This is a genomic window from Lysinibacillus sp. KCTC 33748, assembly GCF_002237755.1.
Classification (GTDB): Bacteria; Bacillota; Bacilli; order Bacillales_A; family Planococcaceae; genus Lysinibacillus.
Map to the genome: position 1 here is coordinate 241,746 of NZ_MWSJ01000003.1, position 21,123 is coordinate 262,868.

Below are 21,123 nucleotides of genomic sequence, written 5' to 3' on the forward strand. Positions count from 1 at the left end.
TCGTTCATGACAACATGTAGAAATATTGATGAGCTATTAACACGCGCATTTGAAGAAAAAGCGTCTGACCTTCATTTAACAAAGGGAATCCCGCCAGTTTATCGTATCCGTGGGCAACTAGAACAATATGGGAGTGAACTACTAACTTCTGAAGAATTACAGACAATGGTGAAAACTATTTTACCTGAGCATAAATTACAAGAGTTTCATGATAAAGGGGAAACCGATTTTAACTATTCATTGCAAGGGAAATGTCGTTTTCGTGTAAATGCCTATCATCAACGGAATGAAGTGACGATAGCTGCCCGTTTGATTGAAGCGAAAATTCCTTCCATTAAATCGTTAAATATGCCACAGATACTATATCAATTAGCAGAAAAACCACAGGGTCTTATTTTAGTAACAGGTCCAACAGGTTCTGGTAAATCTACAACGCTTGCTGCAATGATTAATCATATTAATGAAACAAAATCAAAGCATATTATAACGCTTGAGGACCCAATTGAATATTTACATACACATAAAAAATCCATTATCAATCAACGTGAAGTAGGGGTTGATACTCAGAGCTTTGCCAATGGTTTGCGTGCTGCTCTTCGTCAAGACCCTGACCTTATTTTAGTAGGCGAGATGCGTGACTACGAAACGATTTCAACAGCTATCACAGCTGCAGAAACGGGCCATTTAGTGATGGCGACATTACATACAAGTAGTGCTCCGACTACGATTGATCGTATTATAGATGTTTTCCCACCACATCAGCAGGGACAAATTCGTGTGCAACTAGCCAATGTTTTAGTAGGCATTATTTCACAGCGTTTATTCGTACGTAAGGATGCCAAGGGGCGAATTGCTGCTACTGAAATATTAGTACAAGCACCATCTATTTCAAATTTAATTCGAAATGAGAAAGTTCACCAAATTCCTACTGTTATGCAGACGAGTAAAGCGTTAGGTATGCATACTTTGGAATCGTCTATGCAGCAGCTAATCGCTATGGGGAGAATTTCATTGGAAGACGCAAGGCCATATATGAATGCGGGGGATTATAATTGACCGTTTTTCGATATAGTGGACGCACAAAAACTGGTGCACACAAAAAAGGAATTATTGACGCGACTAACAAAAAGGTAGCACTTGAAAAATTACGAACACAAGGCATTAATGCCCGTGAGCTGGAAGAGTCTAAAAGCATTTTACACAAAGACTTAAACATTGGCGGAAAAGTAAAACACCAGGATTTCGTTATTTATTGTCGTCAATATGCAACACTAATCCGTGCTGGCGTTTCAATTGTAGAGGCAACACATATTTTAAGTACGCAAACGAAAAGTAAAGCATTAAAAAAAGCTTTACAACAAGTGGAAGAAGATATACGTGGGGGTACAGCGTTTTCAGATGCAGCAGCCAAGCATCCAAAGGCTTTTCCAGTCATGTTTATTAATATGATGCGCTCAGGTGAGGCAACAGGGAATATCGATGAGACGCTAGAGCGCTTAGCAGGGACACTTGAAAAGCAATTCAAAATTAAGAAGAAAGTACAATCGGCATTGACATATCCGGCTATTTTATCTGTGCTTACAATCGCTGTAGGTATGTTTCTAATGATAGTTATCGTTCCGACATTTATGGCTACTTTTGAAGAAATGGACATGGAAATGCCAATATTAACGGTTGTTGTTGTCAGTATTTCAGATTGGTTAATAGCATACTGGTATATTGCAATTGGGATTCTCATATTATCGATTCTTCTATTTCGATTTTTCTATAAAAATAATAAGCAATTTCATTACAATGTGAACTATGCATTATTGCGATTACCTATATTTGGCATTTTGGTGCAAAAAAATGTAATCTCTCGCATGACTAGAACTTTATCATCTCTGTTCAGTAGTTCAGTACCCATTCTACATGCACTGACAATTGTTGAGAAAGTTGTAGGGAATCCAGTTGTAGGGAAGGTTGTAATGGAGGCGAGAGATAACCTAGAAAAAGGCGGTACATTATCTGAGCCATTAGAAAAAAGTTGGCTATTCCCTCCTTTAGTAACCCAAATGACTTCTATCGGGGAAAAAACAGGTTCGCTGGATTATATGCTCGAAAAGATAGCGGATTTTTACGAGGAAGAGGTAGATCGCTCCGTTGATACACTAAAATCGCTCATTGAACCATTGATGATACTCGTTTTAGCAGCGGTTGTCGGTGTAATTGTCGCGGCAATTTTCCTACCAATGTTCGCATTATACGAAAATATGTAAGCGTACTAACTATAAAGGGGGTGGTATAGAAAAGGCTGTAGTAGTAGTTGTTGTAGGGGTACATATTTTTGGACTAATCATAACAATTTATAAGGAGGAACATTGATGTTTAAAAAAATCATGAACAAAAAACTATTGAAAAATCAAAAAGGTTTAACGTTAATCGAGGTTCTAGCTGTAGTTGTTATCCTAGCTATTATAGCGGTAATCGCTATTCCTGCTATTGGCAACATCATTGATAATAGTAGAATTAAAGGCGCCAAAGCTGATGCGGTCAACTTAATTAATGCAGCGCATTTGTATTATACAGATGGAGCAACTGACGAATTTAATGCAACTAAAAAAGAATATTATGACACTGCTGGTGGTGCAAAGGATTGGAAGGTTACTAAACCAGCAGGAAATACAGGTACTTCTGCCTTGAAATTTAGTGGTAAAGTGATAAGAGGAAATATTACAATTACCTTTACTGATGCAACTATAGATGATATTAAGCCTGAATCTAAGGAAGGTGATAAAGGTATAGTAGATATTAATTAAAATTAATCCTCTAACTGAGTCTGATGTTTAAAAGTAGTATCAGGCTCAGGAAAGAACGATTAATTTAATTAAAGGAGGCATCTTTCCCTATGTTTACAAAAAAGAAAAAATCGCATGTGTCGATTGAGATAAAGGATTATATATTGCGTGCGATTGTGGCAAAAGGTGCTGATCCGTCGCAATGGAAGGGCTATGAAATGCCATTAGCACAGGGAGTTGTTGAAGGTTCTGTTATTCATGATGAAATGGAATTATTTGATGTCATGAAAAATAATGTGGCAAAATGGGCAGGCAAAAAGCAAAATGCACGTATTTTTGTTCCGGATACTTCCGTTTTGTTAAAGAGCTTTGAGCATCCTGATGATATAGAGTGGAATGAATTAAAAGGGTATGTGGAAATGGAGCTTGGTCAGTCCATTCATCTTCCATTTCAAGATCCTCTTATTGATGTGTATGATCCAAAACCTAGTGATGGACAGGCGATGCTATTTGCAGCACCTTCAGAAGAAGTGACGAAAATGATTGGACTATTACTCGATGCTACATTAGAACCTCAAGTAGCAGATATTCGTACATTGTGTAATATTCGTCTGTTAGAGCATTTGCAGTTAATAAAAGATAATCGAACTTATTTAATAGCGGATTGGTCCATCAATGAATTGTCGATTAGTATTTTTTCATATGGCCAACTGGAGTTTTTACGGTATCAATCGTTTGATACAGATTTATCGGAATGGAAGTTTGAAGAGATTGAGGAGTTTAGTTTTTCTTATCGTTTAGATGCTGATGACAATTATCGTATCATTCTTACCGATCAAATGCTTGAAATCGATCGTATCATGAATTTTTTTAAGTTTTCCTTACATAAAGGTGAGAAAAGTGTCGATGAGATTATCATTCTAGGAGATAATCCACTACTTCCTACGATTAAAGATTTGTTAGAAAATAATTTTCCGACACCGATTATTATGTTAAATGATTCAGTCATTCAAAAATCATTCCCTCAATTTTCAGAGGAATTTGCAAGCTTAATTGGACTTGCATTAAAGGAGGTTAACTAATGGTACCAGAAATTAACCTCTTGCCGAATTTGGAAAAGAAGCATTCAACCCCTACTTCAATATATATAGTATTTATTATTCTTATTGGTATGATAGTAGGATATATGGTTTTTTTGTTTTTCCAAGCAAAAAGTGATCTTACAAAATTAAGTGCGCAGGAAGTGGAGCTTTCATCCCAACACGAACAACTTCAAACTGAGTTAGATATAAAGCAAAATGTGAACGAAGGCTCATTGGAGCAATCTGTACAATTTGTGGAAAAGGTCTCGTATCCAGTGACCCCCTTAATGGATGAAACCCAAGTATTGTTACCAGAGCAAACGTATTTAAGGGATTATGTATTTGGTGAAAAAAATGTTGAGGTTACGGCTGATTTTGAAACAATGTCAGCAATATCATCTTATTTAGAAAAGCTAACAGCAAGCCGCTATTTCAATGATATTCAGGTTGATACTATTTCTAATTTTGATGTATCTATAGGGAATCAAGAGGAAGAAAGTGCGAAGAACAAGTTTAAGGAAGTGCCTCGTTATTCGGCAACGATTATATTAGGAATTGATTTTAAATTTCTCGCTGGAGGTAGAGGATCATGACTAGTAGTAAAAATTCAACGATTATTATCTTAACAGCTTTCATTGCAGCCATTTTATTTGCGCTATATTACTATATAGTAACACCTAAATTAGAAGAAGTAGATGCGAAGGAAAATTCAATTAACTCCCTTCAACAAGAAATATCAACAATTCAGAAGCAGATTGCTTTAATTGAAGAGAAAGGCAAATCAGCTAGTGCAAATAATTTAACATTGCGTAAAAAAGTACCTCAAACTCGAGCTATTGAAGAGGTAATTCGAAATATTGAAGAGATTGAAGCGGTGACGGGAACACGGGTAGAAGCTATGGACTTTAATAATTATGATTCGCTCGTAATGGATTCTACTATGACAGATCCCAACTCGATAAATTCTGAGGAACAGGCTGATTTAAAGCAATCTGAAAATGTAGCTGAGGAACCAGCTGTTGATAAAAATGATGAGACACCAGAAGTGAAAGAAAAAATACCAACAGCTACTTTCAATAAAGACTCCTTACCAAAAGAATTAAAACTAGTAACATTTAGTATTGATGTTGTCGCACTGGATAATGAAGCAATGGTCGAGTTTATAAAAGAGGTTGAAAAAATTGATCGTGTGATGAAAATTGATGCTATCGATTTCACGTTGACTGGTGAAGAAGAGAAATTCCAGGAGGACGCCGATACAACCTTAAAATCTACCATACAAGTAACGACGTTCTATTATGAAGGACAACAATAATCTAGATTGGCGCGCATACTTCCAATGTATGGGCGTCTATTAGTATAGGAGGATATAAAAATGGAGATTGCTTATACAATTACTGTTTTTGTATTTGGGCTCGTTTTAGGCTCATTTTTTAATGTAGTTGGTTTACGTGTGCCTTTGAAGGAGTCCATTGTGCGTCCGCCCTCGCATTGCACTTCTTGTAAGAGACAGCTGACGGCGTTTGATTTGGTACCTGTTTTGTCTTATGTATTTCTTGGGGGAAAATGCCGTAGCTGTGGTCAAAAAATTTCTTGGATTTATCCATTGATGGAACTTATAACAGGTGTGTTTTTTGCCTTTGCTTATTGGAAATTGGGCTTCAGTACAGAATTTTTTGTAGCACTATTATTAATTTCATTATTAGTCATTATTGTCGTGTCGGATTTTGCTTATATGCTTATTCCCAATAAAGTGCTATTATTCTTTTTACCATTGCTAGTTTTGGGACGCGTCATATCTCCTTTGTCTCCGTGGTGGGACAGTATAGTTGGAGCCTTGGTAGGTTTTGGCATATTATATTGTATAGCTGTCCTATCAAGAGGTGGAATGGGTGGGGGTGATATTAAATTATTCTTTTTACTTGGTCTTGTACTCGGGACAATACATGCACTTCTGACGCTATTTTTAGCTGCTGTAATTGGCATGATTGTTGGAATAGTAGTATTAAAAGTACGCGGACAGGGAAGAAAAACGCCTATACCATTCGGACCTTCTATTGCTTTAGCTGCTATTATTATCTATTTCTATGGGGATGCGTTGATGAACTGGTATCTTGGATTTTGGTAATTAATCAGTGGGGGATTCCTTCGATGATTAATAGTCTTCGAGCTTTTATAGGTAGTTAATGCTAGATAAAGATCATGGAGGGGATAACATGAAACCAATTATCGGAATAACAGCCTTTGCGGAGGATGATTTGTCCTCAAGATTAAATGCTGCTTATAGCAAAAGTATAATTGAAGCTGGGGGTGTACCTCTTATAATTCCGATTGGAGTTGAAGAGGATGTAGCACAAATTTTATCGTTGACGGACGGATTATTACTATCGGGCGGACATGATGTACATCCATTTCTTTTTGGTGCAGAACCTACACCAAAGTTAGGGAAGATTCATCCGGAAAGGGATTCAGTAGAACTTTCCTTGATTGAAGCGGCCTCTATTCGGAAAATGCCGATTTTCGGCATTTGTCGAGGGATTCAAATGCTAAATGTTGCGTTTGGAGGCACTCTCTATCAGGATATTGATAGTGAATATCATAGTAAAAAATTAATAAAGCATACGCAACAAGCGGCACGGGGCGTTGCTACACATCATGTTGATCTAACATCGGATACATTATTAACAACAATTATTGAGGAAGAAAAAATTCCGGTGAATTCATTTCATCATCAGGCAATAAACGTAGCAGCAGAAAAATTGAAAGTGGCAGCCAAATCAAGTGATGGTATCGTTGAAGCCGTAGTACACGAAGATTTACCATTTTGTCTAGCAGTACAATGGCATCCTGAAGAGCTAGCCATTGTAGGAGATGAAGCATCAAAAAAATTATTCACTGCATTTGTAGAGGCGAGTTTGAAATTCAAGGTAGAGGCATAAAACTTGATAAGCATTACATGGCTTAGGATGGAAATTAACTAAAGACATTGCTAGAGGGAAGAATCCATATAAGGTGGGTTCTTTTTTAGTGTATAAAATGGCACTCGAAAAATAAGAAAAAGAGGTATATGCCCATTTGTGAACATAGAATCCTCTTTTTGTACGTTGCTATTGAGATACTTTTAATGAACACGACGATAAAGACCTACAACATGACCCAAAATAGAAACTTGGTCTACGATAATTGGCTCCATTGTTGCGTTTTCAGGCTGTAAACGGAAATGACTTTTTTCCTTAAAGAAACGCTTTACAGTTGCTTCATTCTCTTCAGTCATTGCTACGACAATATCACCATTATCAGCTGTTGATTTTTGTTTAACAATAACTAAATCTCCGTCTAAAATGCCAGCTTCAATCATTGATTCACCCATAATTTCTAGCATAAATAACTGATCTTCACTTGTACCATAAATATCCGGTAGCGGGAAATATTCATCGATATTTTCAACAGCAGTTATCGGAGAACCTGCAGTAACCTTCCCAACAAGTGGTACATGAATAACTTGTTGCTTTTGAATAGAGTCCTCTGGCTCTAGAATTTCAATGGCACGTGGTTTAGTTGGATCGCGTCGAATTAAGCCTTTTTGCTCCAAACGAGCTAAATGTCCATGAACTGTAGAGCTTGAAGCAAGTCCAACTGCTTCACCAATTTCACGTACAGATGGTGGATAACCCTTTGCGCGTACCTCTTCTTTAATGAAATCTAATATGGCCTCTTGTCTTTTCGAAACTTTTTTCATGATTGCTCACCTCTTTTTTCTAGTCATTCTACTTATTAGTAGTATAGCAGAATGCGAACACTTAAGCAAACATAGGTTCGAAAAGTGTTTGACAAAAACGTTTGTTCGCATTATTATAAGAACATATATTCCGAACAGACATTCTTGAAAAGGGGTTATACACATGAACTGGTTTAAAAAAAATCCACATATTACAACTTTATTAGGAGCTTGTCTTCTATTTACAGCATATCTTTTTATAACAGATCCAGGAGATGTTACATACGCAGAAATTGAAGTCGAACATGGTGATAGTTTATGGTCGTTAGCCGAACAGTACCGTGGTAAAATGAAATCGGATGAATGGATTAAGCTTGTTAAGGCAGAAAATGAATTATCGAACGTACGAATTATTGCAGGTAATTCTCTAGTGATTCCAGTAGTGGGTGACGACCAATCCAATCCTATAAATTCAATTGAAATTGCGAGAAATGTAAAATGATAACAAAACAACAATCGGCTGTTGTCTATTGCCGTGTGAGTACAGAAAAAGAGACACAAAGCTCCTCATTAGAGCGACAGGAGGAGGAGTTAGTACGCTATGCTAAGGAACAGGGCTACGAAGTGAAACTTGTTTTTAAGGATAAGCATAGCGGCTATGATGTGGAACGAGAGGGTTTACTAGAAATGCTCGATTTCATAAAAGAAAAAGAAGTAACAGCATTATTTGTGCAGGATGAAACACGTTTAGGACGTGGAAATGCTCGAATGGCCGTTTTGCATTTATTGCAGAAAACTGAAACTAATGTTTTCTCTATGCGAGACGCGGGACCTGTACAATTAAATGAAATGGATACGATGCTCCTAGAAATTTTAGCAATTGTAGAGGAGTACCAGCGTAGAATCCACAATGCTAAAATACGTCGTGGTATGCGTCGTGCAGTTGAAAATGGCTACCGCCCTGAAAATAATTTATCTAACCGAGGAAACCCAAACGGTCAGGAACGTAAAGATGTCCCTATAGAAGAAATCGTCAAACTCCGCAATCGAGGCTTCACATTTGAGGAGATAGCTATGACTCTTAGGGGGCTAAGCTTTGACGTAAGCAAAGCCACTGTCCATAGGAGATATCGGGAACATTTAGAGAGAAACGAAATAAAGTAACGTTTTAATCAGTGGGAGTTTTCCTACTGATTTTTTTCTTTTTAAAGGCTTTAGATGAAGGTGAAGGAACGAGTAGTGACGGATAGAACAGTGAAAAACGTGGATAGAAACGCCAAAGTGACGGATAGAACAGCGAAAAACGTGGATAGAAATGCCAAAGTGACGGATAGAACAGCGAGAAACGTGGATAGAATCGGCAAAGTGACGGATAGAACAGAGAAAAACGTGGATAGAAACGCCAAAGTGACGGATAGAACAGCGAAAAACGTGGATAGAAACGCCAAAGTGACGGATAGAACAGCGAAAAACGTGGATAGAATCGGCAAAGTGATGGATAGAACAGCGAAAAACGTGGATAGAAATGCCAAAGTGACGGATAGAACAGCGAAAAACGTGGATAGAAACGCCAAAGTGACGGATAGAACAGCGAAAGAATGTCCAACAGATTGGACATTTTGGAAATAAAATAAGAGAAGTAGCCATTTCTACCTCTCTTGCTCAATATTCTCTAGAAACTTTCCATCTTTTATTGTAGTAATCTTTCATATCATTTAGAGCTTTTTCTTTATTCTCTGTACCAATTTTCATCAAAAGAGAGATGTAGGGCTTTGCCCACAGTAATACCAAATTGTATAAAACCTCTACCTCTTGCAGTTATGATGTTACCATCTTGTACAACTAGGTCTTCAGAAAAATGATTAAGATCGAAGAATTCTAATTTTTTAATACCTTCTAGCGGCAATCCAACAGTATACTTTCTGTTTTTTAATACTCCGGCTTTCGCTAAAAGAGTTGGAGAGCTAGAAATACTTGCGATGGTTGCTCCTTTGGCATGCGCATTACCAATAAAATCAATTAATTCTTGCTCATTTATTAGTAAAGCTATATCCATACAGCCTGGTAGCAATAAGCTATCGATTTCGTCAAGATTAACTTCACTTATTTGTGTATCGACTATACAAGATAAACCAGATTCCCCTTTGATTTTTTCATTGTTTAACCCAACAGTAACAATTGGTTTATCTCCTTGCATTAAAATAGATAATGCTACACTCAATTCATATTCACTAAATTGGGGGTACAATAATATAGCGGTCTTTTTCATATAATTCTCCCATCTATTTTAAAACGAAGATTTAGAACAGCACTATAGTGAAAGTATATCTTATACCCACTCTTCATCTAAGACAGCATAGTAGTATTCATCCCACCACTCATCTTTGTGTGGTATACATTTTTTAAAATAACCCTCGCGTCTCATCCCGATTTTCTCCATCACTTTATAGGATGGGATATTTTCCGGCTGGCAAGTAGCAATAATTCTATGCAGTTTCATTTCTTTAAATCCGTAGTCCAGTACAGCTCTTGCAGCTTCAGATGCGTATCCATTGTTGTAATAGCTCGGATTCAATACCCAGCCAATTTCGTACGTATGATCACCAAAGTATTGATGGAAAACAATATGACCAATAACTATACTTTCACTTAGTAAAATAATAGGGAAGTGTTTTGCTTTTTCACCGCTATTTTCTGAAACAAACTTTTTTGCTTGTTCCTCATTAAAAACGCCCTCTGGAATATACTTCATCACAGTTGGATTTGAAGTATATTCATAGACAGCTTGCCAATCTTGAACTTCGAATTCTCTTATTAATAGTCTGTTAGTTTTGATAAACATTTCATTCCCCCCAAGCATAAATTAAATGATATTTGGAACCATATAAATTAGTTATACACTTGTAGTTCCTTAAAGTCATGCAATTTATGGTATTTATTTCTAAAATATAAGGATACTAGAAAGGTTGGTATAACTGCATTTTAAGGGGAAACATGCTATACTTTGCATACCATATTCATTAAGATATGTATTGAAAGGTGTGTAATTATGTTATCAAAAGAAAAAATTAACCGAATCAATGAACTTTCTGCTAAGTCTAAAAATGGTACTTTAACAGAGGCAGAAGCTAAAGAACGAACAGCGCTTCGTAAGGAATATCTAGATACATTTAGAGCAACAATGCGTGATACAATTGAAAACGTAAAAGTGGTAGATGCTGAAGGAAATGATGTAACACCAGAAAAAGTTAAACAAGCGAAAAAAAATAAATTTCTAAATTAATGTGTCACATTTAAATCAATTACGCCTCGGCGTAATTGCGTCTGGATTTTGAATTGTGCTAGCACAATTAATTCCTTTCAAAATCCGTGATATCCGCCGGAGGCATTATCTTTATTCAGTTAGTCTTATACGGTTTAACTGCTGTGAAAATAGTATATTTAAAATAAATATTTCTACTGAATAAAGATAAAGTATGTAACAAAACGTTAATAGTATAACAAAAGCATTGTTTTCTGAAGCAATGTTGACTAAACTGTATAAGAACAATATATAGGACGAGAAAGGATGTCACAAAATAATGACTCAACATGCGGATCAACTAGCGATTAATGCTATCCGAACATTGTCAATCGATGCAATTGAAAAAGCAAACTCAGGTCACCCAGGTTTACCGATGGGGGCAGCGCCAATGGCTTATACGCTTTGGACAAAACAACTTCGCCATAATCCGGCTAATCCAAAATGGTATAACCGCGATCGTTTTGTACTTTCTGCAGGTCATGGCTCTATGCTTCTATACAGCCTACTTCACCTTGGGGGCTACGGTTTACCAATGGAAGAAATTCAAAACTTCCGTCAATGGGATTCATTAACTCCAGGACATCCTGAATATGGTCATACTGTAGGGGTAGAGGCAACAACAGGTCCTCTAGGTCAAGGTATTGCTATGACAGTTGGTATGGCAATGGCTGAACGCCATTTAGCAGCTACTTACAATAAACCTGGACATGACATCGTTGATCACTATACATTTGCACTTTGTGGCGATGGCGATTTAATGGAAGGTGTAGCAGCTGAAGCTATCTCTTTAGCAGGTCACTTAAAGCTTGAAAAGTTAATCGTATTATACGATTCAAACGATATTTCTTTAGATGGTGATTTAGAAAAATCATTCTCAGAAAATGTCCAAAAGCGTTTTGAGTCTTATGGCTGGAACTATTTAAAAGTTGCTGATGGTACAAATGTTGAAGCAATTAATGCAGCTATCGAAGAAGCTAAAAAATCAACTGGCATGCCAACACTTATCGAAGTAAAAACTGTTATCGGTTTTGGTTCACCAAACAAATCAGGTAAAGCTGCTTCTCACGGTGCACCACTTGGTCAAGATGAGGTAGTTTTAACAAAAGCGGCTTATGAATGGGCTCACGAGCCATTCCAAATTCCTGCTGAAGCCTATGATACATTCGCAGCAGCTGCTGAAGTTCAAGGAGCACAACCTGAAGAAGCTTGGAATGCTAAGTTTGAAGCATATAAGCAAGAGTTCCCAGAATTAGCAGCGCAGTTTGAAAACGCAATGAATGGTCAATTACCGGAAGATTTCGCTTCAGAATTACCAGTTTATGAAGCAGGAAAATCAGTAGCAACTCGTTCTTCTTCTGGAGATGCAATCAATGCAATTGCGAAGAAAACACCATCATTCTTCGGTGGTTCAGCTGACCTTGCTGGGTCAAACAAAACTACGATGAAAGACGCTGGAGATTTCTCTGCAGATGATTATGCTGGCCGTAATATTTGGTTCGGTGTACGTGAATTTGCAATGGGTGCTGCTATGAACGGTATGGCACTTCACGGTGGTCTAAACGTATTCGGTGGTACATTCTTCGTATTCTCTGATTATGTTCGTCCAGCTGTACGTCTTTCTGCATTAATGGGTCTTCCTGTTACTTATGTATTTACACATGACTCAATTGCTGTAGGGGAAGATGGTCCAACGCACGAACCAATCGAACACCTTGCATCTTTACGTGCAATGCCAAATTTATCTGTTGTTCGTCCAGCTGATGCAAATGAATCAGCAGTTGCATGGGAGCTAGCGGTAGCATCTGAAAAAACACCAACTGTTTTAGTATTATCTCGTCAAAACTTACCTGTTCTTGATGCATCTATTGAGACAGTACGTGAAGGCGTTACAAAAGGTGCTTATACAGTATCTCCTGCTACAAAAGAATTGGCAGATGCCATTTTAATTGCAACAGGCTCTGAGGTTTCACTTGCAGTTGAAGCACAAAAAGCACTAAAAGCTGAAGGCATGGATGTAGCAGTTGTTTCAATGCCATCTATGGATCGCTTCGAAAAACAAGACGCAGCTTACAAAGAATCTGTTCTTCCAAAAGCTGTGACAAAACGTTTAGCAATCGAAATGGGCGCATCATTCGGCTGGCATAAATACACTGGTTTTGAAGGAGACGTTCTTGCAATTGACAAGTTCGGCGCTTCTGCACCAGGTGAATTAGTAATGGAAAAATACGGATTCACAGTAGAAAATGTTGTAGCGAAGGTTAAAGCTCTATAATTTATTAAATACCGCAATACTCAGTAAGGGTTAAATCTCCACTGAGTGTAGCGGTATTTTTTCGCGTTTAGAAGATTTCATTAAAGAAATCAAATAGTTGCACAATGAATTAGAAGTATGGCAACAAAGTAGTAAAAGGCTTTGGAACTTCCTCCAATGTTAGCCCATCAACAATAGTCCCACTAAATCAAAGAAGCTGACATCTGTGCAATGACTGAGAGGCTTGCAAAAAGTTGCCCAACATCGTGCTGTTGCTGTCGCTTCGCTTTCACACAAAAAACATTTGTTGGCCTAAAACCTTCGGACGTAATTATCGAGGCATATTTAAAAAATACGAAACGGCATAGATAGAATGCAGTTTCGTATTTTTTTGGAAAAACTCACTTTGCAAGCCCGTTTTGAAAAGCGTAGACAACTGCTTGCGTGCGATCTTGAACATCGAGTTTCGCTAAAATATTGCTGACATGTGTTTTTACAGTTTTTAATGCAATGAATAGTTCATTGGCGATTTCCTGATTCGCTTTGCCCTTTGCCATGAGCAATAATACTTCCATTTCACGATCGGTAAGTTGCTCATACAGTGGGGTACTAGAGCCATGGCGCATGCGATGCATCATTTTTGATGTTACTTCTGGCTCTAAAACAGTTTCGCCACCCATCGTTTTACGAATGGCTTCGGCGATTTGTTTCGCATTTGACGTTTTTAAAATATAGCTGACTGCACCAGCCTCTAATGCAGGATAGACTTTGTCATCATCTAAAAAACTTGTCACCATCATAATTTTTGCTTCTGGCCATGCTGCTAAAATTTCAGCTGTCGCCTCAGCTCCTGTCATGACTGGCATCACATTGTCCATTAAAATAATATCTGGACGCAAGGCGAGAGCGCGTTCCACTGCCTCTTTACCATTTTCAGCTTCACCTACTACAGTGATATCTGGTTGTGCTGACAAATAGGCAGATACACCGATACGCACCATTTCGTGGTCATCCACTATTAACACTTGAATCATTTACTTCAACCTCCTTTTGTAAAGGGATTTTCACCTCTACAATTGTACCTTCCCCAGGTACTGACACAATTTTGTACATACAGCCTATCTCCACAGCGCGTTCAGCAATGTTTTGTAGACCATAAGAAGTAGATTTATCGGCTTCGACATCAAAGCCGAGGCCATTGTCCTGAATACGTAAAATTGCTAAATCATCGCGGGCAACGAGCAATAATTCAACTTCACTTGCTTTGGCATGCCGTAGCGTATTCGATAACGCTTCCTGTGCAATGCGGAATAAATGATCCTCTTCCGCTTTGGATAACGCCATTTCCTCAAGTTCATATTCAATATGAAAAAATACTTTTTGCTGCAGCTCAATTATAAGTTCCTCTAGACCTTGTGCCAGCGTTTTATTATGCAGAGCAACAGGGCGTAAGTGTAATAATAATGCACGCATTTCAAGCTGTGCCTGTTGCACAATTTTTTCGACCTGCTTTAAGCTCGTAGCATTTTCATCGGTTTCGGTTAAGGCGGAAAGTAACATCGAAGCTGCGAATAATTGCTGTGATACTGAATCATGGAGCTCGCGAGCAAGACGTTGACGTTCAGCAATAATTCGCTCTTGAATAATTTTATCATTAGCTTCTGCACGTTCATTGGATAAGCGCTGCAAGCTTTTTCGTTGCGTATCAATTAACTCACTTGTTTGAACTAAAGCTTTCTTCAAGGGTTTTGGTAAAGGTTGTTTTTTAGGTAAAACAAAATCAGGTTCAACTAACTGTTTCACGATACGGGTCGCCTGAGCTTCTCTAGCACGGGCAGTCATACTAATCCAGCTGGCAATCAGTAAACTAAGTGCAAAAAGAATGACGACAATAAAACCACCGAGTGGAATATTATTGTAATTCTGTTGCCATAAGGGCTCCCATGTTTTCTCGTTTGGCTCGCCCCAAACAACGACAAGGAGACCGAATGCAGCACTCATCAATATAAAAAGTAGGGTAAATATCCTTGAGATAAAGGCAATCATTTACGTAGCACCTCCAAGTCCCCAAGCCATGTTGCAACATGTATAACAAGGGTACGCTTTGCATCCTCAGGGTTTCCATCTGAGAAACTTACACTTTCATTGAGTATACGTTGTGGACCAACATGTAGGCACTTTAATTCACCAAACAATGTTGTATAGTGTAAGCGGAATGGTATTTCATATGGGATATAAATTTGTACCTTACCAATGCCTTGTCGAATCGTAATAATACTTGTGCCGGTAGGTAAAATTGTTTGTGTTGTGTCAATCGTAATGTCGCCTGCAAGTCGTTGTATTTGGACATCTTGCCATTTATAAGCTTCTACTGGTGCAGGGAATGTACCGAATAATTCACTTTTTGTAGCGGGAAGCTTTTCGAAAAGCTCCGCACCAATAACTTTGGCCGTGTTTTCTCTTTGCAAGTATTGATAGAGCATATATAAAAGAATAATGACGATAAATAAGCGTAAACTCCACATCGTAAAGAGTGCGATCGAGATAAAGAAAATTCCTGTCCATTTAAAGAAACGATTTTTTTTCGAGAAACTTAAATAAAGAAGCCCTACTCCAATCAATAGACAAAAGGCGCCACCATTATTAAAAATTGTGAGCTCGACAAAAACGAGTAAAAAGAAGCATAGTACCCAAAAAGTGAGCTTATTAGTTGTGAAATTTTGCAAGAGGGTCACCCTTCTTTCTACTAAGAGTATAAGAGAGGGAATGGGTCCCTCTATTTCAAAACGTGAAAGAATGCGCCTCTAAATACGGCGCATTTCTTTTTATTATAACATGTTATTTATTTTCAATTAGCAGTGGTGCGTTATCTTCTGCGACATTTTTTTCAAGCTGTGCAAGACGAGTTTCGAAAGATGTTACTTCATGATCTTTGTCGATTTGGTAAGCAAGTTTATCGATATATGATTCTAAATCTTCAAAGTTGGTTTTATTGTTTTTAGCAATCATACCGTCCATTTGATGATGAGCGCGTGTGACGTTTTCTTTGCCCATAAGCTGTAATTGACGTACTTTCATATCTTTAATTTTGTGTTTCATCGTTTCAAATTTGCGTTCAAGCTCGAAGTATTCACGTGTGCTTGCTTCAATACTAGTTTGTAATATATTGTTACGTGCTGTGTATGCAGCTACTTCATCAGTAGCAAAATCGATTAGATCTTGCTCACCGCTAGTATTCGCTAATTGAAGTTGAGCTTCACGTTTAGCTAGTAAATCTGCATTTTGCTTAAATTCCTGCTCTAGTTTTTCCTTTAATTGACCTTGACGCTCTAATAATTTTCCAGTTTGCTCTGTTTGTTTTTCTGCTTCACGAATGTATTGGTTTAACATTGCAATTGGATTTTTTTGTTCTTTCTTATCAAATAAATGATGCAAGTCTGCCTCTATTGTATATTTAAAACGTTGAAATAAGTTCATGTAAATTCGCTCCTTTTATTTTGTTAAGTTAGACCATTCTTTTTCAAAGTTTGTAAACGGATCTTCTTCTTTAGCTTCAATTGTTGGGATTTTTACATCTTCGTTGTTCCATTTTTTATAGATAACGTAGATGACAGCGATTGCTCCTAAACCAATCATTGCTGGGATATTAGATATTGCTGATAGAACACCTATAAGACCTACTGTAACCCATAAGATTTTGCCGAATGTCGATTTACTCGCAGTGTAGAAGTGCATACCGAGTGCTACAAACAATCCTGAAAATAGTAGCCCTGCAAGCGGTCCAGTTAAAGCAAGTGCAACACATCCTGCGATAAAGCCTCCTATTAGTAGAAAAAATTTTCTCATATGTTTTAGCTCCTTTCGTTGATACCTTTATATTACCTATTAGCGCGCTTTGCTAAAACGGACTGGAAATTGATTTTACTCTAGGTCTTGAGGCTGAGAGTATTCTAAGTACTATAAAAAAAAGCGAAAATGCAATTAGCCATAATGTAATTAATAGAACTGAAAGTAGAAAGTTTTCGACAAAAATAGAAGATGAATGCCTCCTTCTTTTGACAAATTAAAGAGTTTGGATGAGCTATACTTATAAAAAAGAAATGAGCGAAGGAGGATTTCTAGTGAGAACCTATTCCATATATAAAATAAAAGAAGAGCATTTAACGTTTATTTTTGGCAGAGAGCGTAAGTTGTTAGAGATGATGCAAGGCTGTGAAGACGCTAACGAGAAATCCTTAAAAGAACTTGCATATATATGTGAAACCGTTCGCTTTGATGAGATAGCTACGATGCTAGAGGCGCAACTAGATTCCAAGTATGCACATTTAGAGAGAGCTCGTAATGCATTATTTTTAGAACATCCTATAAAAGGAAAAATGGCTATTTATTTAGTGGAACGCAAAATTTGTGTCTATTGTGAGGGTTCACGGATGCTTGATTTGGATCTATTCCAAATGCTTGCAAAGATGAGTGAACGCTTTATTGCATTTAATAAACAAGATAATGAGTGTGGGTGGCTAAAGCCAATGAAGTATACAATGCATTAGGAAATTTCACTACAATATATAGTAACACGCTAATATTTGGTGTATAATGGAGCGTGGAGAGTTTTTTTCTCGGTATATATTGTAGTGGAGGAGGTTGGTTGTATGCCTACATGGGGCTGGATTATTATTGTAATAATCGCATTAGCAGCGGGCGCGGCACTTGGGTTCTTTTTAGCTCGTCAAGCTATGATGAAATATTTAAAAGAAAACCCACCGATTAACGAACAAATGATTCGTATGATGATGGCGCAGATGGGTCGTACGCCGTCTGAAAAGCAAGTACGCCAAATGATGTCACAAATGAATAAATTCCAAAAATAATTGGAATTTTTAAAAAGCAACTAGTCCAAGCTTGGGCCAGTTGCTTTTTTAATTATTTCAGAGACAAATCTTCGGATTATATCGATTTTTGTGAATAATATAAATAATTTGTAAAAAACATATAATTCTATCGGAAAACTCGTTATAATGGAAATATTCTATTTAAAGGAGTTGTGTGCATTGCAGAAAGAAAAAACAAATGTTGAAAGCTTTGATTTAGACCATACGAAAGTAAAAGCGCCATATGTACGTTTAGCAGGTGTTAAAACAGGGAAAAATGGCGATGAAGTGTACAAATATGATATTCGTTTTAAACAGCCTAATAAAGAGCATATGCAAATGCCTGCATTACATTCCTTAGAGCATTTATCGGCAGACATTATCCGCAATTACTCTGACCACATTGTTGATTTCAGTCCAATGGGATGCCAAACGGGCTTTTATGTATCACTAATCAATCACAATGATTACGAAGACTTATTGAATATTTTAGAAAAAACATTTACAGATGTAACTAAGGCCACTGCAGTCCCAGCGTGCAATGAAGTGCAATGCGGATGGGCCGCTAGCCATAGTCTAGAGGGTGCGCAAGCGTTAGCTAAAGAATTTTTAGCAAAACGTGATGAATGGCATATCGTTTTTGCAGAATAAAATGAAAGGCAGAAAAGTTGTTATATCAACATTTCTGCCTTTTTTCGTAGCTTCTTTCAAAAATGAAATGGAATGACATTGGACGAAGAAGAATCACGATTAATTTTTTGGTAGATGAAGTTTTCTAAAAAATCATGGATTAAATCCTCATATTCAGCCATATTTTCATTAAAGGATTGTGCATGAGCACCATTATCAAATAGCTGTAGTTTCTTAGGTCCAGTTTTTTTATTGTATAAATCCAGTGACATGGAAGCTGGGATAAATGTATCAGGAATACTATGGATAAAGAGTACTGGCTTTTTAATATTTGTTACAGCTTCAGAAGGAGTCACACTTTTAAAGGAATAACCGTCTCGCAAGCGGACGAAGAAATCGGCAAAACGAATTGGAATAATCGAACCGTATTTAAATTCGGTCTTCGCAATTTGTTTTAACAGCATTGAAAAATCAGAGAACGCACAATCAGAAATATAGAAATCTGCACCGTCCTCTACAATTCCTGCATATAGGAGCATTGTTGCGGCACCCATCGATTCACCATGAATACCAAGAAGAGCGTCTTCCCCAATCATCGCCTGGATAGTTTTAACAACTGCGTCAAGGTCATTTTTTTCATAATAGCCGTAGCTAGTCGTTTTCCCACCAGTTTCCCCATGCCTACGATGGTCAAAAATAACGGAATTGTAACCAAGTCGTTCAAAAAGTCGAGCGTATTTGACGGAGTTAATTTTATTTTCCGTTACGCCATGGCAAATAATGATGGTATTATTTGTTTCCAAAGGTTGAAACATAATACCGCGAATCGTATATCCATTTGGAGAGTCAATATTTAATTCACATTTTAAATTTTTATTGTACCAAGCTTCGTCAAAACGTTTTGCAGTCGTTTCCCGTTCACGAACAAATTCAGGATCCTTTTGCTTAATGAACATTAATTTATTGGAGAGCGCGAAGCCAAACAGACCTGTTGCTGCTGCGGCAAGCGTCGTCGTTATACCTGAAAATAAAAGCATTTTCTTTTTCATTATTAACACCTCCACGTCCTGTTTCTTTTGTTGTCTAGGCATACAAATGACATCTTACGTATGTATGCACTTTGCTTAATTGTAATGTTCCCAACTGAGATTGTTTAAAACACGTCAACATTTTACAATATCTTTGGCAAAACTGCGATTATTTCTATTATCGAAAATCGTCAAAATATTTGTTAAAATAGATATATCTGCTAGTAGCATATGCATGCAGTGTTCATTTTTGAACGGGGAAAAGGGGAGAATGTTTATGACAAATGAGGTAGTAATAGTAAGTGCAGTACGTACAGCTATTGGTTCATTCCAAGGAACATTAAAGGACGTACCAGCGACAAAATTAGGGAGCATAGTTATTAAAGAAGCATTAGCACGTGCTGGTGTAGCAGGTGAAAAAGTTGACGAGGTCATTATGGGGAATGTCTTATCAGCTGGGCTTGGACAAAATCCAGCTCGTCAAGCAGCAATTGCAGCAGGTTTACCACATGAAGTATCTGCATTAACGATTAATAAAGTTTGTGGCTCAGGACTAAAAGCTGTTCACTTAGCGACGCAAGCCATTTTAGCAGGGGATGCGGATATTGTCGTTGCAGGTGGCTTTGAAAATATGAGCCAAGCACCGTATGTATTAAAAAATGCACGAGAAGGCTTCCGCATGGGGGATCAAAAAGTAGTCGATACGATGATTCATGACGGATTATGGTGTGCCTTTAATGACTACCATATGGGCGTTACAGCTGAAAATTTATGTGATGTCTATGAGATTTCTCGTGAGGAACAAGACGCCTTTGCAGCACGTTCACAACAGCGTGCAGAAGCGGCAATTACAGCAGGAAAGTTTAGCGATGAAATCATAGCGGTTGAAATTCCTCAGCGCAAGGGTGATCCTATTGTTTTTGATAAGGATGAATTCCCGCGTCAAGGCGTTACAGCTGAGTCTCTATCTAAACTACGTCCTGCCTTTAAGAAGGATGGTTCTGTGACGGCTGCAAATGCATCAGGCATTAACGATGGCGCAGCGGCAGTCGTTGTCATGTCGAAAGAAAAAGCGGAAGAGCTAGGCATTCGACCAATGGCACTAATTACAGCAAATGCAAGCGCAGGTGTTGACCCAGCTATTATGGGAACAGGTCCAGTAACGGCAGTAAAGAAAGCATTAGCAAAGGCTGATGTGACATTAGATAATATAGATTTAATTGAAGCGAATGAAGCTTTTGCAGCTCAATCGATTGCTGTAGATCGCGAACTAGGCTTTAATCATGATAAACTAAATGTGAACGGGGGAGCAATTGCCCTTGGTCATCCAATTGGTGCAAGTGGAGCACGTATTTTAGTAACGCTTTTACACGAGATGGAAAAGCGTGATGTTAAAACAGGTCTGGCAACACTATGTATCGGCGGTGGGCAAGGCGTAGCAACAATTGTCAAGCGCCCTTGAAGT

The 21,123-nt window shown here is 37.8% G+C and carries 26 protein-coding genes; 17 read left to right on the forward strand and 9 right to left on the reverse strand.

Translation table 11 applies throughout. From position 1 onward, the window contains the following. Nucleotides 1-6 precede the first annotated feature (6 nt). The 8 genes from B1B04_RS06880 (at nucleotide 7) to B1B04_RS06915 (ending at nucleotide 6,798) form a co-directional block, all read left to right on the forward strand. Nucleotides 7-1,056 carry a type IV pilus twitching motility protein PilT gene (locus B1B04_RS06880; RefSeq protein WP_079560621.1) on the forward strand — a complete coding sequence of 350 codons (1,050 nt, stop codon included), beginning with the start codon at nucleotides 7-9 and terminating at the stop codon, nucleotides 1,054-1,056. Continuing rightward, on the forward strand, nucleotides 1,053-2,258 hold the full coding sequence (locus B1B04_RS06885) for a type II secretion system F family protein (RefSeq protein ID WP_079560623.1): 1,206 nt from the start codon (nucleotides 1,053-1,055) through the stop codon (nucleotides 2,256-2,258). Before B1B04_RS06880 ends, B1B04_RS06885 begins: the two co-directional genes overlap by 4 nt. Before the next feature lie 105 nt (nucleotides 2,259-2,363). Then, nucleotides 2,364-2,798, forward strand: coding sequence for a prepilin-type N-terminal cleavage/methylation domain-containing protein (locus tag B1B04_RS06890; protein ID WP_079560626.1), 435 nt, complete (start codon nucleotides 2,364-2,366; stop codon nucleotides 2,796-2,798). A gap of 89 nt (nucleotides 2,799-2,887) precedes the next feature. Then, entirely contained in the window at nucleotides 2,888-3,859 is a 972-nt protein-coding gene (gene pilM / locus B1B04_RS06895; protein WP_079560628.1) for a type IV pilus biogenesis protein PilM, read from the forward strand. Continuing rightward, on the forward strand, nucleotides 3,859-4,452 hold the full coding sequence (locus tag B1B04_RS06900; RefSeq protein WP_079560630.1) for a PilN domain-containing protein: 594 nt from the start codon (nucleotides 3,859-3,861) through the stop codon (nucleotides 4,450-4,452). The genes pilM and B1B04_RS06900 overlap by 1 nt, the downstream gene beginning before the upstream one ends. Continuing rightward, a complete protein-coding gene (locus B1B04_RS06905) occupies nucleotides 4,449-5,174 on the forward strand; it encodes a hypothetical protein (protein ID WP_079560633.1) in 726 nt (241 codons plus the stop codon). Before B1B04_RS06900 ends, B1B04_RS06905 begins: the two co-directional genes overlap by 4 nt. Nucleotides 5,175-5,234: 60 nt before the next feature. Beyond that, nucleotides 5,235-5,987: a prepilin peptidase gene (locus B1B04_RS06910; RefSeq protein WP_079560636.1), complete on the forward strand. Its 753-nt coding sequence runs from the start codon at nucleotides 5,235-5,237 to the stop codon at nucleotides 5,985-5,987. A gap of 88 nt (nucleotides 5,988-6,075) precedes the next feature. Then, nucleotides 6,076-6,798 (forward strand): gamma-glutamyl-gamma-aminobutyrate hydrolase family protein, encoded by a 723-nt coding sequence (locus B1B04_RS06915; protein ID WP_079560639.1) that lies wholly within the window; start codon nucleotides 6,076-6,078, stop codon nucleotides 6,796-6,798. A gap of 182 nt (nucleotides 6,799-6,980) precedes the next feature. Here B1B04_RS06915 and lexA read toward each other — a convergent pair whose 3' ends face one another. After that, a complete protein-coding gene (gene lexA, locus B1B04_RS06920; protein ID WP_079560642.1) occupies nucleotides 6,981-7,598 on the reverse strand; it encodes a transcriptional repressor LexA in 618 nt (205 codons plus the stop codon). A 163-nt stretch (nucleotides 7,599-7,761) separates the two neighbouring features. On the opposite strand from lexA, the gene yneA reads away from it, so the two are divergent. From yneA to B1B04_RS26085, 3 genes are all read left to right on the forward strand, one after another. Beyond that, entirely contained in the window at nucleotides 7,762-8,079 is a 318-nt protein-coding gene (gene yneA / locus B1B04_RS06925) for a cell division suppressor protein YneA (protein ID WP_079560644.1), read from the forward strand. Further along, on the forward strand, nucleotides 8,076-8,741 hold the full coding sequence (locus tag B1B04_RS06930) for a YneB family resolvase-like protein (RefSeq protein WP_079560646.1): 666 nt from the start codon (nucleotides 8,076-8,078) through the stop codon (nucleotides 8,739-8,741). The genes yneA and B1B04_RS06930 overlap by 4 nt, the downstream gene beginning before the upstream one ends. 75 nt (nucleotides 8,742-8,816) lie before the next feature. Continuing rightward, entirely contained in the window at nucleotides 8,817-9,206 is a 390-nt protein-coding gene (locus B1B04_RS26085) for a methyl-accepting chemotaxis domain-containing protein (protein WP_240518228.1), read from the forward strand. Nucleotides 9,207-9,306: 100 nt separating this feature from the next. Here B1B04_RS26085 and B1B04_RS06940 read toward each other — a convergent pair whose 3' ends face one another. Together B1B04_RS06940 and B1B04_RS06945 are read right to left on the reverse strand one after the other, a co-directional pair. Further along, nucleotides 9,307-9,846 (reverse strand): DJ-1/PfpI family protein, encoded by a 540-nt coding sequence (locus tag B1B04_RS06940; protein WP_079560649.1) that lies wholly within the window; start codon nucleotides 9,844-9,846, stop codon nucleotides 9,307-9,309. A 60-nt stretch (nucleotides 9,847-9,906) separates the two neighbouring features. Next, the gene (locus B1B04_RS06945; protein ID WP_079560651.1) at nucleotides 9,907-10,419 is read right to left on the reverse strand and encodes a GNAT family N-acetyltransferase; all 513 of its coding nucleotides are present in this window, start codon (nucleotides 10,417-10,419) and stop codon (nucleotides 9,907-9,909) included. A 207-nt stretch (nucleotides 10,420-10,626) separates the two neighbouring features. Between B1B04_RS06945 and B1B04_RS06950 the strand changes: the two genes are divergently transcribed. Beyond that, nucleotides 10,627-10,860: a DUF896 domain-containing protein gene (locus B1B04_RS06950; protein WP_079560654.1), complete on the forward strand. Its 234-nt coding sequence runs from the start codon at nucleotides 10,627-10,629 to the stop codon at nucleotides 10,858-10,860. Nucleotides 10,861-11,158: 298 nt separating this feature from the next. After that, a complete protein-coding gene (gene tkt / locus B1B04_RS06955) occupies nucleotides 11,159-13,153 on the forward strand; it encodes a transketolase (RefSeq protein WP_079560656.1) in 1,995 nt (664 codons plus the stop codon). A gap of 380 nt (nucleotides 13,154-13,533) precedes the next feature. Here tkt and B1B04_RS06960 read toward each other — a convergent pair whose 3' ends face one another. The 5 genes from B1B04_RS06960 to B1B04_RS06980 form a co-directional block, all read right to left on the reverse strand. Next, the gene (locus B1B04_RS06960; protein ID WP_079560658.1) at nucleotides 13,534-14,166 is read right to left on the reverse strand and encodes a response regulator transcription factor; all 633 of its coding nucleotides are present in this window, start codon (nucleotides 14,164-14,166) and stop codon (nucleotides 13,534-13,536) included. Then, complete coding sequence (locus B1B04_RS06965; protein WP_079560660.1) at nucleotides 14,141-15,178, reverse strand: sensor histidine kinase; 1,038 nt, start codon at nucleotides 15,176-15,178, stop codon at nucleotides 14,141-14,143. Before B1B04_RS06965 ends, B1B04_RS06960 begins: the two co-directional genes overlap by 26 nt. Further along, nucleotides 15,175-15,858, reverse strand: a complete 684-nt coding sequence (liaF, locus tag B1B04_RS06970; RefSeq protein WP_079560664.1) for a cell wall-active antibiotics response protein LiaF — start codon at nucleotides 15,856-15,858, stop codon at nucleotides 15,175-15,177. Before liaF ends, B1B04_RS06965 begins: the two co-directional genes overlap by 4 nt. Nucleotides 15,859-15,970: 112 nt before the next feature. Further along, on the reverse strand, nucleotides 15,971-16,609 hold the full coding sequence (locus B1B04_RS06975) for a PspA/IM30 family protein (protein ID WP_079560666.1): 639 nt from the start codon (nucleotides 16,607-16,609) through the stop codon (nucleotides 15,971-15,973). A 15-nt stretch (nucleotides 16,610-16,624) separates the two neighbouring features. Beyond that, nucleotides 16,625-16,978, reverse strand: coding sequence for a lmo0954 family membrane protein (locus B1B04_RS06980; protein ID WP_079560668.1), 354 nt, complete (start codon nucleotides 16,976-16,978; stop codon nucleotides 16,625-16,627). Between the two features lie 275 nt (nucleotides 16,979-17,253). Between B1B04_RS06980 and sirA the strand changes: the two genes are divergently transcribed. The 3 genes from sirA to B1B04_RS06995 all read left to right on the forward strand — a co-directional run bounded on the left by sirA (nucleotide 17,254) and on the right by B1B04_RS06995 (nucleotide 18,651). Further along, nucleotides 17,254-17,679, forward strand: a complete 426-nt coding sequence (sirA, locus tag B1B04_RS06985) for a sporulation inhibitor of replication protein SirA (RefSeq protein WP_053483154.1) — start codon at nucleotides 17,254-17,256, stop codon at nucleotides 17,677-17,679. A 102-nt stretch (nucleotides 17,680-17,781) separates the two neighbouring features. Continuing rightward, on the forward strand, nucleotides 17,782-18,000 hold the full coding sequence (locus B1B04_RS06990) for a YneF family protein (RefSeq protein WP_049668607.1): 219 nt from the start codon (nucleotides 17,782-17,784) through the stop codon (nucleotides 17,998-18,000). Nucleotides 18,001-18,147: 147 nt separating this feature from the next. Then, nucleotides 18,148-18,651 carry an S-ribosylhomocysteine lyase gene (locus B1B04_RS06995; RefSeq protein WP_094075077.1) on the forward strand — a complete coding sequence of 168 codons (504 nt, stop codon included), beginning with the start codon at nucleotides 18,148-18,150 and terminating at the stop codon, nucleotides 18,649-18,651. A gap of 56 nt (nucleotides 18,652-18,707) precedes the next feature. Here B1B04_RS06995 and B1B04_RS07000 read toward each other — a convergent pair whose 3' ends face one another. Beyond that, nucleotides 18,708-19,679: an alpha/beta hydrolase gene (locus B1B04_RS07000; RefSeq protein ID WP_079560673.1), complete on the reverse strand. Its 972-nt coding sequence runs from the start codon at nucleotides 19,677-19,679 to the stop codon at nucleotides 18,708-18,710. A gap of 256 nt (nucleotides 19,680-19,935) precedes the next feature. Between B1B04_RS07000 and B1B04_RS07005 the strand changes: the two genes are divergently transcribed. Then, nucleotides 19,936-21,120 carry an acetyl-CoA C-acetyltransferase gene (locus B1B04_RS07005; protein ID WP_079560676.1) on the forward strand — a complete coding sequence of 395 codons (1,185 nt, stop codon included), beginning with the start codon at nucleotides 19,936-19,938 and terminating at the stop codon, nucleotides 21,118-21,120. Nucleotides 21,121-21,123 lie beyond the last annotated feature (3 nt).

Coding starts and splice junctions, on each gene's coding strand:
- B1B04_RS06995 (WP_094075077.1), top strand. CDS start 18,148: ATGGAAATATTCTATTTAAAGGAGTTGTGTGCATTGCAGAAAGAAAAA.
- B1B04_RS06980 (WP_079560668.1), bottom strand. CDS start 16,978: ATGAGAAAATTTTTTCTACTAATAGGAGGCTTTATCGCAGGATGTGTT.
- B1B04_RS06975 (WP_079560666.1), bottom strand. CDS start 16,609: ATGAACTTATTTCAACGTTTTAAATATACAATAGAGGCAGACTTGCAT.
- B1B04_RS07005 (WP_079560676.1), top strand. CDS start 19,936: ATGACAAATGAGGTAGTAATAGTAAGTGCAGTACGTACAGCTATTGGT.
- B1B04_RS06965 (WP_079560660.1), bottom strand. CDS start 15,178: ATGATTGCCTTTATCTCAAGGATATTTACCCTACTTTTTATATTGATG.
- pilM (WP_079560628.1), top strand. CDS start 2,888: ATGTTTACAAAAAAGAAAAAATCGCATGTGTCGATTGAGATAAAGGAT.
- B1B04_RS06910 (WP_079560636.1), top strand. CDS start 5,235: ATGGAGATTGCTTATACAATTACTGTTTTTGTATTTGGGCTCGTTTTA.
- B1B04_RS07000 (WP_079560673.1), bottom strand. CDS start 19,679: ATGAAAAAGAAAATGCTTTTATTTTCAGGTATAACGACGACGCTTGCC.
- B1B04_RS06990 (WP_049668607.1), top strand. CDS start 17,782: ATGCCTACATGGGGCTGGATTATTATTGTAATAATCGCATTAGCAGCG.
- B1B04_RS06950 (WP_079560654.1), top strand. CDS start 10,627: ATGTTATCAAAAGAAAAAATTAACCGAATCAATGAACTTTCTGCTAAG.
- B1B04_RS06945 (WP_079560651.1), bottom strand. CDS start 10,419: ATGTTTATCAAAACTAACAGACTATTAATAAGAGAATTCGAAGTTCAA.
- B1B04_RS06915 (WP_079560639.1), top strand. CDS start 6,076: ATGAAACCAATTATCGGAATAACAGCCTTTGCGGAGGATGATTTGTCC.
- B1B04_RS06930 (WP_079560646.1), top strand. CDS start 8,076: ATGATAACAAAACAACAATCGGCTGTTGTCTATTGCCGTGTGAGTACA.
- B1B04_RS06880 (WP_079560621.1), top strand. CDS start 7: ATGACAACATGTAGAAATATTGATGAGCTATTAACACGCGCATTTGAA.
- lexA (WP_079560642.1), bottom strand. CDS start 7,598: ATGAAAAAAGTTTCGAAAAGACAAGAGGCCATATTAGATTTCATTAAA.
- B1B04_RS06890 (WP_079560626.1), top strand. CDS start 2,364: ATGTTTAAAAAAATCATGAACAAAAAACTATTGAAAAATCAAAAAGGT.
- B1B04_RS06960 (WP_079560658.1), bottom strand. CDS start 14,166: ATGATTCAAGTGTTAATAGTGGATGACCACGAAATGGTGCGTATCGGT.
- B1B04_RS06905 (WP_079560633.1), top strand. CDS start 4,449: ATGACTAGTAGTAAAAATTCAACGATTATTATCTTAACAGCTTTCATT.
- B1B04_RS06940 (WP_079560649.1), bottom strand. CDS start 9,846: ATGAAAAAGACCGCTATATTATTGTACCCCCAATTTAGTGAATATGAA.
- tkt (WP_079560656.1), top strand. CDS start 11,159: ATGACTCAACATGCGGATCAACTAGCGATTAATGCTATCCGAACATTG.
- B1B04_RS06900 (WP_079560630.1), top strand. CDS start 3,859: ATGGTACCAGAAATTAACCTCTTGCCGAATTTGGAAAAGAAGCATTCA.
- yneA (WP_079560644.1), top strand. CDS start 7,762: ATGAACTGGTTTAAAAAAAATCCACATATTACAACTTTATTAGGAGCT.